13 protein-coding genes are annotated in these 13707 nt (G+C 64.3%); 7 read left to right on the plus strand and 6 right to left on the minus strand.

From position 1 onward, the window contains the following. Positions 1–4 precede the first annotated feature (4 nt). Genes DGA31_RS03455 through DGA31_RS03465 form a run of 3 tightly spaced genes read left to right on the plus strand, consistent with a single transcriptional unit; the run spans position 5 to position 2246 of the window. On the plus strand, positions 5–436 hold the full coding sequence (locus tag DGA31_RS03455; protein ID WP_109511557.1) for an HhH-GDP family DNA glycosylase: 432 nt from the start codon (positions 5–7) through the stop codon (positions 434–436). Positions 437–441: 5 nt separating this feature from the next. Beyond that, positions 442–1194 carry a DUF72 domain-containing protein gene (locus tag DGA31_RS03460; protein ID WP_109511829.1) on the plus strand — a complete coding sequence of 251 codons (753 nt, stop codon included), beginning with the start codon at positions 442–444 and terminating at the stop codon, positions 1192–1194. Then, on the plus strand, positions 1191–2246 hold the full coding sequence (locus DGA31_RS03465; protein WP_109511558.1) for a M20/M25/M40 family metallo-hydrolase: 1056 nt from the start codon (positions 1191–1193) through the stop codon (positions 2244–2246). Before DGA31_RS03460 ends, DGA31_RS03465 begins: the two co-directional genes overlap by 4 nt. Here DGA31_RS03465 and DGA31_RS03470 read toward each other — a convergent pair. Then, positions 2240–3400, minus strand: coding sequence for a Gfo/Idh/MocA family protein (locus tag DGA31_RS03470; protein ID WP_109511559.1), 1161 nt, complete (start codon positions 3398–3400; stop codon positions 2240–2242). The two genes, DGA31_RS03465 and DGA31_RS03470, sit on opposite strands and share 7 nt — an antisense overlap. Positions 3401–3424: 24 nt before the next feature. Then, on the minus strand, positions 3425–4348 hold the full coding sequence (locus tag DGA31_RS03475) for a sugar phosphate isomerase/epimerase family protein (RefSeq protein WP_109511560.1): 924 nt from the start codon (positions 4346–4348) through the stop codon (positions 3425–3427). 136 nt (positions 4349–4484) lie between these two features. On the opposite strand from DGA31_RS03475, the gene DGA31_RS03480 reads away from it, so the two are divergent. Both DGA31_RS03480 and DGA31_RS03485 read left to right on the plus strand, forming a co-directional pair. Next, on the plus strand, positions 4485–5537 hold the full coding sequence (locus DGA31_RS03480) for a LacI family DNA-binding transcriptional regulator (protein ID WP_109511561.1): 1053 nt from the start codon (positions 4485–4487) through the stop codon (positions 5535–5537). Positions 5538–5818: 281 nt separating this feature from the next. Continuing rightward, positions 5819–7444, plus strand: coding sequence for an FMN-binding glutamate synthase family protein (locus DGA31_RS03485; protein WP_109511562.1), 1626 nt, complete (start codon positions 5819–5821; stop codon positions 7442–7444). Positions 7445–7541: 97 nt separating this feature from the next. Here the strand turns inward: DGA31_RS03485 and DGA31_RS03490 are convergent, their stop codons facing one another. From DGA31_RS03490 to DGA31_RS03505, 4 genes are read right to left on the minus strand one after another with little or no spacing between them, the layout of a single operon-like run. Beyond that, a complete protein-coding gene (locus DGA31_RS03490) occupies positions 7542–8384 on the minus strand; it encodes a sugar phosphate isomerase/epimerase family protein (RefSeq protein ID WP_109511563.1) in 843 nt (280 codons plus the stop codon). Further along, positions 8377–9627, minus strand: a complete 1251-nt coding sequence (locus DGA31_RS03495; RefSeq protein ID WP_109511564.1) for an NAD(P)/FAD-dependent oxidoreductase — start codon at positions 9625–9627, stop codon at positions 8377–8379. Before DGA31_RS03495 ends, DGA31_RS03490 begins: the two co-directional genes overlap by 8 nt. A gap of 42 nt (positions 9628–9669) precedes the next feature. After that, a complete protein-coding gene (locus DGA31_RS03500; RefSeq protein ID WP_236709432.1) occupies positions 9670–10029 on the minus strand; it encodes a MocE family 2Fe-2S type ferredoxin in 360 nt (119 codons plus the stop codon). A gap of 37 nt (positions 10030–10066) precedes the next feature. Then, entirely contained in the window at positions 10067–11143 is a 1077-nt protein-coding gene (locus DGA31_RS03505; RefSeq protein ID WP_109511565.1) for a fatty acid desaturase family protein, read from the minus strand. Between the two features lie 560 nt (positions 11144–11703). Between DGA31_RS03505 and DGA31_RS03510 the strand changes: the two genes are divergently transcribed. Continuing rightward, on the plus strand, positions 11704–12753 hold the full coding sequence (locus DGA31_RS03510; RefSeq protein ID WP_109511566.1) for a LacI family DNA-binding transcriptional regulator: 1050 nt from the start codon (positions 11704–11706) through the stop codon (positions 12751–12753). Between the two features lie 93 nt (positions 12754–12846). Next, positions 12847–13704, plus strand: a complete 858-nt coding sequence (locus DGA31_RS03515; RefSeq protein WP_056839774.1) for an SDR family oxidoreductase — start codon at positions 12847–12849, stop codon at positions 13702–13704. Positions 13705–13707 lie beyond the last annotated feature (3 nt).

Raw genomic sequence — 13707 nt, forward strand, 5'->3', positions numbered from 1 at the left:
GACGATGAGCGCGCGTATCACGGCCCGGACGCTGGGCATCGAGTTCACCCACGACCCTGAAAAAGGGCTGTTTCTTTGGCTGCTGGCCAGCTTTCTGATCGGCAAGCGCATCCAGGCCGATATTGCCGTGAACACCTGGCGGGTCATTGTCGAGCGTTATGGCTGCGACACACCCCTCAAGCTTGGTCAGTGCACTCACCGCGAACGTGTAGCGATGCTGCGCGAAGGCCATTACACCCGCTATGACGAGTCCACCGCCGAGCGCCTGCTGGCGCTGGTCAATACCCTCAGGCGCGACTACCACGGTCAGGTGAGTGGCATTCACCTGGCCAGCGCCGACCGCGATGACTTTGAGAAGCGGTTGCTGGCGCTCAAGGGCATCGGTCCCAAGACTGTGGAAATCTTCATGCGCGAGGCGGCGGAGGTACTCTATTGAGCCCGATTCCAGGCATCCGGCTGGGCTGCGCCGGGTGGGCGCTGAACCGCGAGCGACAGGCCGACTTTGCCAGCCAGGGCACCCACTTGCAGCGTTACGCGCGGGTGCTGAACGCGGTCGAGGTCAACAGCTCGTTCTACCGTGCTCATAAGGTCAAGACCTGGGCGCGCTGGGGGGAGGCGGTGGCCAGTGACTTTCGCTTTGCCGTCAAGGTGCCCCAGACCATCACTCATGAGCAGCGCCTGCGCGACTGTGAGGCCTTGCTCGATGCGTTTCTGGGGGAGTGCACAGCGCTGGGCAAGCGGCTGGGTTGCCTATTGATCCAGTTGCCGCCGTCGCTGGCCTATCAGCCCGTGCAGGTCGCGGTCTTTTTCGAAGCGCTGCGCCAGCGCTTTGACGGTCAGGTCGTCATCGAGCCGCGCCATGCCTCGTGGACGGGGGCGCAGGCGCAACTCATTCGCTACCGGGTGGCGCAGGTGGCGGCCGATCCTTCACGGTTCAGCACCGATGCGCAACCCTCAGGTTGGCCGGGCCTGCAGTACTGGCGCCTGCACGGCAGCCCCGACATCTATTACAGCGCCTACGATCACGAGCGATTGCAAGCCTTGGCCACCCGCCTGTTGCAGGCGGCAGCCGAAGGCATCGAAACCTGGTGCATTTTCGATAACACCGCCGCCGGCGCAGCGCTTGAGAACGCCTTGACGCTGCAACGCTTATTGATAAACGCGATACCCGTTGACCCCGAGGTGCCTGGATGAACGCAAACGAACTGCTTGAACGCCTGTTGTACGCCCGAGGACCGGGTGGTGAAGAGACCGAAGTACGTGACCTGTGTGAATCCGAGCTGCGCAAGCACTGTGACGAGACGTGGGTGGATGACGCCGGCAACCTGATCGGGCTGTTGCGCAGCAAGCATGAGGACGCAGGCGCGCAGGCCACGCTGCTGATGGCTCACCTCGATGAGATTGCCATGGCGGTCAAACGCATCGAAGAGGACGGCACGCTGCGGGTCGTCGCTCTTGGCGGCGCCAATCCGGTCAATTTTGGCATGTGCCCGGTGGACATCATGGGTGACCGTCAGGTGCTGCCCGGGGTGCTGTCGTTTGGCAGCATGCACCAGAGCGCCCAGTCGTCGCAGGGGGCGGATGTGACCCAGGGCAACGTGCATTGGGACGATGTGCATGTAGTCACCCGGCGCTCGCCGCAACAACTGGCCGAGGCGGGCGTACGCCCCGGCACACGCGTGGTGCTGAGCCAGCACTGGCGCCAGCCGTTCAGGCTGGTCGATTGCACGGCGGCGCACTTTCTCGATGACCGTGCGCCGGTGGTGGCAGTGCTCCAGGCCGCCGAGCAGCTGGCGCAGCGTCGCGAGCAGTTGCCCGGCCACCTGTACTTTGCCTTTACCAGCCAGGAAGAGGAGACCAACGCGGGTGCGTTGTTTGCCGCGCACCATCTACCCTGCCAAACAGCCATTGCCGTGGAGGTGGGGCCTGTAGCCGCTGAATACGGCACGCAACTCAGCGCTGCTCCGATCGTCGTGGCGGGTGACCAGAAAGGCCATTACACCCGCGCCGTCACCGATCGCCTGATCGAAGCCGCTCGGCAGGCCGGCCATCCTGCCCAGGTTGCCTTGCTGGTGGAGTTTGCCTCCGATGCCAGCGCCATCCTCGGCAGCGGCGCCCTCGGCCGGGCCGGCTGCATTGCCATCCCGACCGAAAACACCCATGGTTTCGAAATCGTGCTGGACGAAGGCATCCAGGCCTGCGCCCGCACGCTGGTGTGCCTGCTGAGCGACAGACCGGATCAATAATCGACCCACACCCCGCCGTCATCGGCCGACTGCACGCAGCGCTCGACCCAACGCACGCCTTCGATCCCGGCCTCGATGTCGGGGTAACGCATGGGCGCCGGCTCACCCCGGTTGGCGGCGTCCATGGCCAGGGCGAAGCGGTAATAGAGGTTGGACCAGGCTTCGAACAACCCTTCGGGATGGCCGGCGCCGATGCGGTCGTCAAGCAGGGCATTGGCATGCAGGTAGCCCATGCCGCGCTCCAGCACTTGCGCCGGCTGCCCCTGCACCTCGAACGACAGCTGGTTAGGGCGCTCGTCCCACCACTGCAGGCTGGCCCGTGAGCCGATGACCCGGATCAACTGGCCATGCATGGAGCCGGCATTCACCGCACTGGACCAGACCGTGCCCATTGCGCCGCCGGCGTACTGCATCAGCGTGTAGGCGTTGTCCTCCAGCGGCGCACGGCTCTTGACGAAGCTCTGGCGGGTGCACAGCAGCCGCTCGATCTTGAGGTCCGGCAGCATGACGTGCGACAGGTACAAAGGGTGCGTGCCGACATCGCCCAGCACATAGCTGGGGCCCGCCACCTTGGGGTCGACCCGCCATTGTGCCGACGCACTCTGGCTGTCCGCCGCCTGGCTATGAAAGCCGTGGGCGAACTGCATGTGCACCATGCGAATCTCGCCCAGATCGCCTTGCGCAATCATTTCCCGCGCCTGCTCGATCAACGGGTGCCCGGCATAGCCGTAGGTCACGCCCACGACCCGCTGATGCCGGGTGGCCAGTTCGCGCAGTGCTTCAGCCTCGGCGACGGTAAAGCACAGGGGTTTTTCGCAGACCACATGCAGCCCGGCCAGCAAGGCGGCACGGGTGATCTCGAAATGCGTGCCGTTGGGGGTGGCCACCGACACCGCCTCGATGCCGTCGGGCCTTTGTGCTTCGGCCTCGAACAGGCGGCGGTAGTCCGGGTAGCAGCGCTCGGGGTCGACGCCCAGTTGCACACCGAAATCGCGGCCGCGTTGCGGGTCGATGTCGAAGGCACCGGCCACCAGCGCAAAGGACTGGTCGCGCAGGGCGGCCGAGCGATGGATGTAGCCGATCTGGCTGTTCTGCCCGCCGCCGACCATGGCCCAGCGCAGCGGCCGGGCAATACGTTTGCTGCCATTGATCATCAAAGTATTCCTTGTGCGAAAGGGTCAGAAACCGGCTTCGGCCAGCCACTGGCGGCTGGCCGAGATGTCATGCAGGACGCGGGTGGCATTGCGCGGGTCGCGTTCCTGCTCGACGGTGATGCAGCCGGCGTAGCCCAGCGCGTCGAGCAGTTCGCGCAGCGCGGGGTAATCAATGCAACCCTGGCCGATCGGGCACATGACACCTTTGGCGCAAGCCTCGAAAAAGCGAATGCGCTCGCCCAGCACCTGCTCGAACACCGCCAGGTCGATGTCCTTGAAGTGGATGTAGTCCAGGCGATCGGCGTAGTGGCGCAGGGTCGCCACCGGATCCATGCCGGCGTAGTACAGATGCCCGGTGTCCAGGCACAGGCCGGCGATGTCGGCGGGAATGTCCTGCACCAGTTGCGCCAGTTCATCGGCGAACTCGATGTGTCCGCCGGCGTGGGGGTGCACCACGGTGCGCACGCCGTATTCGCGCCAGGACAGTTCGGCGATGGCGCGGATGTGGCTGATCATGGTCTGCCAGTCGTGTGGCGCCAGACGCTTGGCCTGGGCCGAGTGGCCGGCGGCGTAATCGCGGGCTTCATGGCCCCAGTCGATCACCACCAGGTAAGGCGTGGCATAGCGCTGGCCGGGCTCGACCGCCCGCTGTGGCAACTGCTTGAGCAGGGCACAGATGTCATGGGTCTGTTGCAGCAGGCTGGCCAGATTGGCCGGCGCCACCAGGTTATCGAAAATGGTCCCGGCCACCACATGCAAGCCATTCGCCTGCAATACAGTACCGACCTGTGCGGCGTCCAGCGGCAGGTAGCCATAAGGCCCCAGCTCAATGCCGCGATAGCCCGCCTGGGCCGCTTCGTCGAGCACCTGTTGCCAAGGTGGCAGGTGTGGATTCTTGGGGTCGTCGACGCCCCAGCAGCAGGGTGCGGTGCAGATGTGCAGCGTCATGAGAGGCTCCTTGATTGTTATTGTCGAGCGGTGTTCGTGGCACATGACAATCCTGCGACAGGGGCAGCAGGGTTGCTATAGTTGCCCGGCATTACCTGTCATAACCTGTCAAACAGCCGTCAAGAGATATCATTTCATGTCAGAGCCGCCTTTATCGGCCCGTCGTGCCACGCTGGAAGATGTCGCCAGGGCGGCCGGGGTCAGCGTGTCCACGGTCGACCGGGTCATGAGCCTGCGCGCCAATGTCCGCGCCGACACCGCCCAGCGCATTGCCGAGGCGGCTGCGCAACTGGGCTTTTACGGGCGTAATGTGATCGAGCAGCGCCTGTTGCAGCACCGGCCGGTGGTGCGCATCGGCCTGTTGCTGCAAAAGCGTGGGGTGGCGTTCTATCAGGGGCTGGCCAAGGCGCTGACCGATGCCGCTGCCGCCAGCGTGCGCGCCCAGGTGCGGGTGATGGTCGGCTACATTGACGATCTGGACCCGGCCGCCACGGCCGAGCGCATTCTGGCCCTGCAACATGAAATCGATGCCTTGGGCGTGGTCGCCGCCGACCACCCGGCTGTGGCGGCAGCGGTGGCACACCTGCGCGCCGCCGGCCTGCCGGTGATTGCCATGGTTTCGCAATTGAGCGCGGCGGCGGGCGCCGGGTATGTGGGGGTCGATAACCGGCGCATGGGTCGCACAGCCGCCTGGTTCATTACCCGTCTGGCCCGGCAGCCCGGCGCCGTGGCGGTGATGGTTGGCACCCAGCGTTTTCAATGCCAGGAGTTGTGCGAGTTGAGTTTTCGCTCGTGCATGGCTGAGCGAGGTCCCGACTGGGAACTGCTGGCCACGCGCCTGACCCTGGAAGACGCGGCCTTTGCCTATGCCGGCACGCTGGATTTACTGACCAGTGAGCCTGGGCTGGCCGGGCTGTACGTGGGCGGCGGCGGCATCGAGGGGGTGATCAAGGCCTTGCGCGAGTGCAAGGTCCGGAAGGCTGTACGGCCGGTGGTGGTTTGTCACGACCTGACCCCGCTTACCCGGGCGGCCCTGCGTGAAGGCGTGGTCGACGCCGTGCTGTCGCACCCGATCGAAGCGCTGGCACAGGCGACCATCAACCGTCTGGTGCAGGCCGCGATCAAGGTGCCTGATGAATCGGACAACTGCCTGCTGCCGATCCAGATCGACGTGCCGGAAAGTGCCTGAGATAGGGGTCGGCAGCAATTATCGTAGGAGCGACGGTGTCGCGAACGCAGGGTTCAGCCATCGACGATGTTGGATGTGCCAGTTCTTTCGCGACCGCTGGTCGCTCCTACGGGATTTGTGTCGTGCGCTGAGCAGGGTTTGACACGCAATTATCGTAGGAGCGACCAACGGTCGCGAATGCAGGCTGATATAAAACCTGTGGGCGTGAGCCTCATGTACATGCAGACACCCTCCATTTGCAGGTATGTTGCCATGACCGTGCCATGCCATAAGGAAATTCCATGAGTCTGTCTTTGCTGAGCCGCTACGCCTTTTTCGTCGGTTGTGTGCTGTTCACGATAGCCACGTTGCCGTTCGTGCTGCATCACGAGTGGCTCTGGCCCTTCACCCTGGTCGTGGGCACCTTGAGCCTGCTGGGGGTGTTCGATCTGTTGCAGTCGCGTCATGCGGTGCGCCGCAACTACCCGATCCTGGGCAATATCCGCTACCTGATCGAAGGCATTCGCCCGGAGATTCGCCAGTACCTGCTGGAAGCCGATTCCGAAGCGACGCCGTTTTCCCGCGCCCAGCGCGCGCTGGTGTACTCGCGGGCCAAGAGCGAAGCCTCGGACAAGCCGTTCGGCACCTTGATGAATGTCTATGAGACCGGCTACGAATTCATCAGCCATTCCATGCGCCCGGCGCCCTTGAACGACCCTGAACACTTCAGGGTCGACATCGGCGGACCGCAGTGCACCCAGCCGTACTCGGCGTCGGTGTTCAATATCTCGGCGATGAGCTTCGGCTCGCTCAGTGCCAATGCCATCCGGGCGCTGAACAAGGGCGCGAAAATGGGGCATTTTGCCCATGACACCGGGGAGGGCAGCATCAGCCCTTATCACCGCGAACACGGTGGCGACCTGACCTGGGAGCTGGGCAGCGGCTATTTTGGTTGTCGCACCGCCGATGGGCATTTCGACCCTGAAAAGTTCGCCCTGCAGGCCAGTGATCCGCAAGTGAAAATGATCGAGATCAAGCTGAGCCAGGGCGCCAAGCCCGGCCACGGCGGCATCCTGCCCAAGCACAAGGTCACCCAGGAAATCGCCAGCACCCGTGGCGTGCCGATGGGGGAAGACTGCATCTCGCCGTCGTGCCACAGCGCTTTCAATACCCCGCTGCAACTGATGCAGTTCGTGGCCCGCCTGCGTGAACTGTCCGGCGGCAAACCGGTGGGCTTCAAGCTGTGCCTGGGTCATCCATGGGAGTTCATGGGCATCGCCAAGGCAATGCTGGAGACGGGCATCCTGCCAGACTTTATCGTCATCGACGGTGCCGAAGGCGGGACAGGGGCGGCGCCGGTGGAGTTCACCGACCACCTGGGCGTGCCGATGCGCGAAGGCTTGCTGTTCGTGCATAACACCCTGGTGGGCATCAACCTGCGCGACAAGATCAAGCTGGGCGCCAGTGGCAAGGTGATCAGCGCCTTCGATATCGCCAGCCTGCTGGCCATTGGCGCCGACTGGGCCAACGCCGCGCGCGGCTTCATGTTTGCGATCGGCTGCATTCAGTCGCAGTCGTGCCACACCAACAAGTGCCCCACCGGCGTGGCCACGCAAGACCCGTTGCGCCAGCGCGCCCTGGTGGTCGAAGACAAGGCCACGCGGGTCTACAACTTTCATCGCAGTACCTTGAAAGCCCTGGCCGAGATGCTCGCCGCCGCCGGCCTGACCCACCCCTCGCAACTGACGGCACGCCACCTGGTGCGGCGCATGTCGGCCACCGAGGTCAAGCTGTTCTCACAGATGCATGTGTTTCTCAAGCCCGGCGAGTTGCTGGCCGATCAGGTCCGGGGCGAGTTCTACGAGCGCATGTGGCGGGCTGCCCGCGCCGACAGCTTCGATCCGATGCCGGGGGATGAGGCGGCGTAATCGGTAAGCAGCCTCTCAAGCACAAATTGACTGACTGATTTTATCGACGATTAAACTCATGACAAACAATGGCCTGCGCAGGTTTCGCTGGCGGGGATCAGTTGGTAGCCGTTGTGCACTGCGCCCACACCTGGCGGATCCAGTCCTTGAGTTGCAAGGACTCATCCCAGCGGTCGGTCAGTTCCAGGCCGTCGGCATCGGTGATGGCATAGGGTGGCGGGCCCAGTTCGCAGGTGAACGACAGGCTGGTGCCGGCGCTGGCCGGCCTGGCCAGCCAGTCCTGGATACCGTGCTGCCACAAGTCGAGAAACATCTCGACGTAGAGTCGGTGCTGCGCAAACTGCAGCCCGACCTGCACCTGTTCGCAGCTGGCCACCCGACCATGAAAGCCCCAGCTGCGGGCCAGGATCGCGTGCAGTTGCTGCTGGTCGTCGGCCGCCAGTGGCACCGGAATCTCGCGCCCGGCCACATAGTGCGACAGGTCGGCCAGCAGCTTGAGGTCGGGCAGTTCGCGCAGCAGGTCGAGGGTGAAGGGCAGGTCGTTGGTGATCCGGTAGCGGTGGGTTTCCAGCAACACCGGAAAGTCCACCTGCTCGGCCAGGCGCAACCAGCTTTCAACCAGGCTCACCGCCTCGCCCAGCGTGTGCGCACGCACATCGGCCTGCAGGGTCAGGTGATGGCAACCGTGCGGGGCAATGACGTCCAGCGCCCGGGCCAGGTCGTCACGTGTGCGCGGAAACAGCTGTCCTTCAATCTGCAGGCCCAGCGCCTTGGCGGCCGCTGACAGGCGCTGGACAGGGGCGGGCATCCAGAAGTGATCGGTAAAGCCATCGAAGCCGGCGGCAGCAATGCGCTCCAGTTGTGCCTCGACCGGCAGTGCGTTCTGGCCACGATGATCCTGCATGGCCCACAAGGATTGGAATACCAGAAATTCACGCATGGGCTGTCCTGAGCAGGTGTTTGAGGGCGACGCCTGGGTCGGCCAGTGCCTCAGGGTCCAGCGGCACGCGGGCGCTGATCAGCCGTTCGCAGAGCTTGATGTCCTTGGCAAGGGTGTTGCCGGGTGCCCAGCCGCTGGCGCCTTGCAGGCATTGATCGGCATCCAGGTAGAACTGTAGAAAACCGCCAGCGGGCAGGTCGCGCTGGGCCGAGGGTATGCCGGCGTGCGGGCTGCCGACGCTTTGCAGGCTCCAGTCGTACTGATCGGACCAGAAGTACGGCACGCCCCGGAACGGCTGGTTGGCCCCCAGCATGTTCAGCGCCGCATGGCGACCCTGTTCCTCGGCGTTGCGCCAGGTTTCCTGGCGCTGAAAGTCGCCCGCCGGGTGCAGGCGAAACTCGCAGGCATCCCCGGCCACGAACATGTCCGGGGCACTGGCGCGCAGGCATTCATCGACACGGATGCCCTGGCCCACGTCCAGGCCGGCCTCGCGTGCCAGTTCCACCGCCGGCTGGATGCCGATGCCCACCACCAGCACATCGCAGGGCAGCCATGTGCCGTCGGCCAGTTGCACCCGTTCGACCTGCTGTTGGCCCGAAACGTCCTGCAAACCGGTATCAAGATGCACCTCGACGCCATGCTCACGGTGCAGATACAGCAGCGCTGCGGACAGCCTGGGTGACACCACGCGCCCGGCCAGCCGTGGACCGGCTTCGAGCAGGGTCACCGTGCACCCGGCCTGACGGGCGCTGGCGGCCACCTCCAGACCGATAAAACCGCCGCCGACGATGACCACGCGGGCGCCCGGGAGCAATTGCTCGCGCAGGCGCTCGGCATCCTCATGGGTGCGCAGGTAGAGCACGTTGGCAAAATGTGCCGGCACTTGCGCCAGGCGTCGCACCTGGCCGCCGGTGGCCAGCAGCAAGCGCTGGTAGTCGAGTACCCGGCCATCGGCCAGGTGCAGGCGATGCTGCGCCGGCGCCAGGCGCACCACACGCTGGCCGCTCAGGTGCTGGATACCCAGTTCGGTCAATTGCGCCGCCTGGCACAAGCTGAAATCCCCAAGCGTCACCTGGCCTTGCAGCAGGCCCTTGGACAATGGCGGGCGTTCATAGGGCAGGTGGGGTTCATCGCCAATCAGTATCAGCGGGCCGGTATAGCCTTCGGCGCGCAGGGTCAGCGCCGCCCGGCCACCGGCATGCCCGGCGCCGATGATGATCATGGGTGCAGTGTCAGAGATCATGGCAGTACTCTCGGATAGAGGGTTGTGCAGCAGCGGATGCTTTTACGCTTCTGTGGCCAGTTGCACGCGGCCTGCCTCGATGCGCACCGGGTAAGTCTTGAGGTTGACGCACACCGGCGCGCCCAGGGCCTTGCCGGTGCGGTAGTCGAAACGCCCGTTGTGCTTGGGGCATTCAATGACATGGTCCATCACCAGGCCGTCGGCCAGATGGATCGCCTCATGGCTGCACAGGCCGTCGGTGGCAAAGAACGCACTGTCGGCCGAGCGGTAGATGGCGTAGGTGCGCTGGGCGTGGTCGAAGCGCAGCACGTCTTCTTCATCGATGTCGTCCACGGCGCACACATCTATCCAGTCTGTTGCAGGGCAAAGGTCAATCAAGCGGGCATTCATCAGCTCGGTCATGGCGAGGGCTCTTGTTGTTGGAATCAAGGGACAGGCATCAGGCCTGGGCCACAGGCTGGCCGGCGTCGTCAGGCATGCAGGTACCGACCGGTGGTGGACGCCGCACGAAGTACGCCGGATCCTTGCGCTGTTTCCACAGCGTCGGCAGGATTTCCCGGTACGCCTGCAGCAGGCTGGGGTAAGGGGGCGGGCAGTCGTGTTTGATTGCTTCGTGCAGTTGCGGCAAGGCGTGGTAAGGCACCATGGGGAACATGTGGTGTTCCAGGTGGTAGTTCATGTTCAGGTACAAGAAGCGCAGCACAGGATTCATGCGGATGGTGCGGCAGTTGCTGCGATGATCGAGGGTGTCCTCGGCCAGCCCGACGTGCTGCGATACGCCGAACAGGTACGACAGCCATGCCCCATAGAGGGTCGGCAGGCCGATGAACATCAGTGGCAGCCAGGTGCCCAGGTACAGGGCCAGTGCCGTGGTGGCCGCCAGAATCGCCAGCCAGATCCGGGCGGTGAAATACACCTTGGGCAGCTCCGAAGCCGGAATGAAGTCCAGTTCCTGCGCTGTGGCCCGGCCGGCGGCATGGCGCAGCAGCGAGCGCAGGGTGCCGAGGGTCTGCGGGATGCCGATCAGGCTCAGGAGCATCTTGCCCAGGCGAGGTGGGCGTGGCTCGACGATTTCCGGATCGCGACCGACGACAATGGTGTCGGTATGATGCCGGGCATGGCTCCAGCGCCAGACATGGGGCTCGAACAGGGTCATGAAGCTGGCCACCTGATAGACCGCATCGTTCATCCAGCGGGTCTTGAACGCCGTGCCATGCCCGGTCTCGTGCCAGCGCGCATTGGAGGCGGTGCCGTACAGCAGGCCGTAGACAAAAAAGAACGGCACGCAGGCCCAGGTGCCCCAGAACCAGTAGCCGCCAAAGGCAGACAGCACCAGTGCCACCAGCCAGATGGCGGTGTCGCGCAGCGCCGGACCGTCGCTGCGTTGCATCAACTCCTTGAGGCGCTTGCGCGGGATGGGGGTCTGGTGCCAGGTGGCCGAGACCAGGCCCTTCTCGGCAGCCAGTGCCGCTTCAGGGCCGGTGAGGTCGTAATTGCGTGAAAGGGCTTCAGGCATTGTTCTTGTTCTCCGCAAACGATGGACACGCGATCAAGGGCGTCGCTTTACTGGAGAAAAGAGTAGGGCGCAGGTAGAAGGGGCTCAATGGCTTGAAGGGATTCTCTATCAAGCTATCATCGCTGCACCAAGGGCCATGATGGTTTTCTATCATCTGCTCAATAAGCCTGATGCCGATCAGTCAAGCCTTGATGCAGGCCTGTGGGAGGCAGCTTGCTGGCGATGTGCGTGGGACAGGCACCGCAGGTGTAGTGGTCTTGCGGGCCTCATCGCCGGCAAGCCGCCTCCCACAGGATTGATGTCGCCCAGAATCTCGTGCCTGACACCGGACTGTGGGAGGCGGCTTGCCGGCGATGGCTATGGGACAGGTGCAGCAGATGTATGGGCCTTACTGGCCTCATCGCCTGCCGCCTCCCACAGGGTTGATGTCGTCCGGGAATTCGTGCCTGGCATCAGACCGTGGGAGGCAGCTCTGCTGGCGAATGCGGCGGTACAGGCGCAACAGAGGCGCCTGTTCTCAGTAAGCCTTATAAACCCAAGAACAAGGGGTCGTCAGAACCGTGGACAAGAAAAGCAAACGCCCGACCATTGCCACAGTGGCCGCTCACGCGGGCCTGAGCGTCGCCACCGTTGACCGGGTACTCAATGCACGGGCGCCGGTGAGCGAACACACCGCCGAGCAGGTATTCCAGGCCGCCGAGGCCGTGGGCTATTTTGCCGCGCGCCTGATTGGGCAGCGCATTCGCGAGCGTCGCCCGCATTATCGCTTCGGCATCCTGCTGCTGGGCACGGCGCAGGCCTTCTACGCCAACCTGGCGGCGGCCATCACCGACGCGGCCCGTGAACAAGGCCAGGCCAGCCTGATCTGCCACTTCGATTACATCCACGACCGCACCCCGGCGGTGATCGCCGCGCAGATCGAACAGTTGGCCGTGCAGTACGACGGCGTGGCGGTAGTGACGTTTGCCCATCCGTTGATCAACCAGGCCATCGTTCAGGTGCGCGCCGCCGGCGTGCCGGTGGTGACCCTGCTCTCGGACATTCACCAGGAGCCTGAGGGACCCTATGTCGGGCTCGACAACCATGAAGTCGGCCGCACCATGGGCTGGCTGGTGCGGCACACCTGTGGCCATGCCCATGGCAGCGTCGGGGTGCTGCTGGGCGGGCATCGCTTTCTCGGGCATCAGGCCCGTATCGATGGGTTGCGCGACGACCTGGCCGCGTACGCCCCCGGGTTGCGCCTGCTTGAGGCCGTGATGAACATGGACAACAGCGACATCACCGAAGAGGCCACCCTGGAGCTGCTGGCACGGCACGATGACCTGCGCGGGCTGTGCGTGGTCGGCGGCGGTGGCGACGGCATCATCAGGGCCCTGGCGCAACTGCCACCGCAACCCGGACTGTGCAGCATCGTACTGGAGTCGACGCCGCTGTCACGCCAGGCGCTGGCCGACGGGCTGGTGCGGGTGGTGATCGATTCGCAACCGGCCTTGCTGGCCCGGGCCTTGATCAAGGTGCTGGTGCAGCTTCAGGACACCGGCGTGTTTTGCCCGGACGCGCACTGCATCCGGGTGCCGCTGCAGATCGTCACGGCGCAAAACGCACGCTGACCATTCGTCAGGGTTGCACGAAATTGCGTTGAACAATGCGCCTGCGCACGAGGCCACAAAGAGGTCACGTCCTTACTACTCAGGAGAAATTCGATGACTGATTATCCTCGTCCGCCTTTCCCCAAGCAGAGCCAGCCGGTGCCTGGCAAGCAAGGCAAGATGGACCCGTACCCGGACTGCGGCGAAGAAAGCTACACCGGCTCCGGCCGCTTGCAGAACAAGATCGCGCTGATCACCGGCGCTGACAGCGGCATCGGTCGCGCCGTGGCCATTGCCTTTGCCCGCGAAGGCGCCGATGTGGCGATTGCCTACCTTGATGAGCATGAAGACGCTGAAGAAACCGCACGCTGGGTCAAGCAGGCCGGCCGCCAGTGCTTGCTGCTGCCCGGCGACCTGGCCAGCAAGGCCGTGTGCCAGGAAACCGTGCAGAAGACCGTCGATGAGTTCGGCCGCATCGATGTGCTGGTCAACAACGCCGCGTTCCAGATGACTCACGAGCGCTTCGAAGACATCCCTGATGAAGAATGGGTGCGCACCTTCGATATCAATATCACCGCGATCTTCCGCATCTGCCAGGCCGCCGTGCCGCACATGCCCAAGGGCGGGTCGATCATCAACACCAGTTCGGTCAACTCGGACATGCCCAAGCCGACCCTGCTGCCGTACGCCACCACCAAGGGCGCGATTGCCAACTTTACCGGCGGGCTGGCGCAGTTGCTGGGCGAGCGGGGCATTCGCGTCAACAGCGTCGCGCCTGGTCCGATCTGGACACCGTTGATCGTGGCCACCATGCCCGAGGATGAAGTGTCCCAGTTCGGCAGCAACACCCCGCTGGGCCGTCCCGGCCAGCCGGTGGAAGTGGCACCGCTGTATGTGTTGCTGGCCAGTGACGAAGGCAGCTACCTGTCGGGCGAGCGCTTCGGCGTCACCGGGGGCAAGCCGATTCTTTAGTCG

This window comes from Pseudomonas ovata (assembly GCF_003131185.1).
In the GTDB taxonomy this organism is placed as follows: Bacteria; Pseudomonadota; Gammaproteobacteria; order Pseudomonadales; family Pseudomonadaceae; genus Aquipseudomonas; species Aquipseudomonas ovata.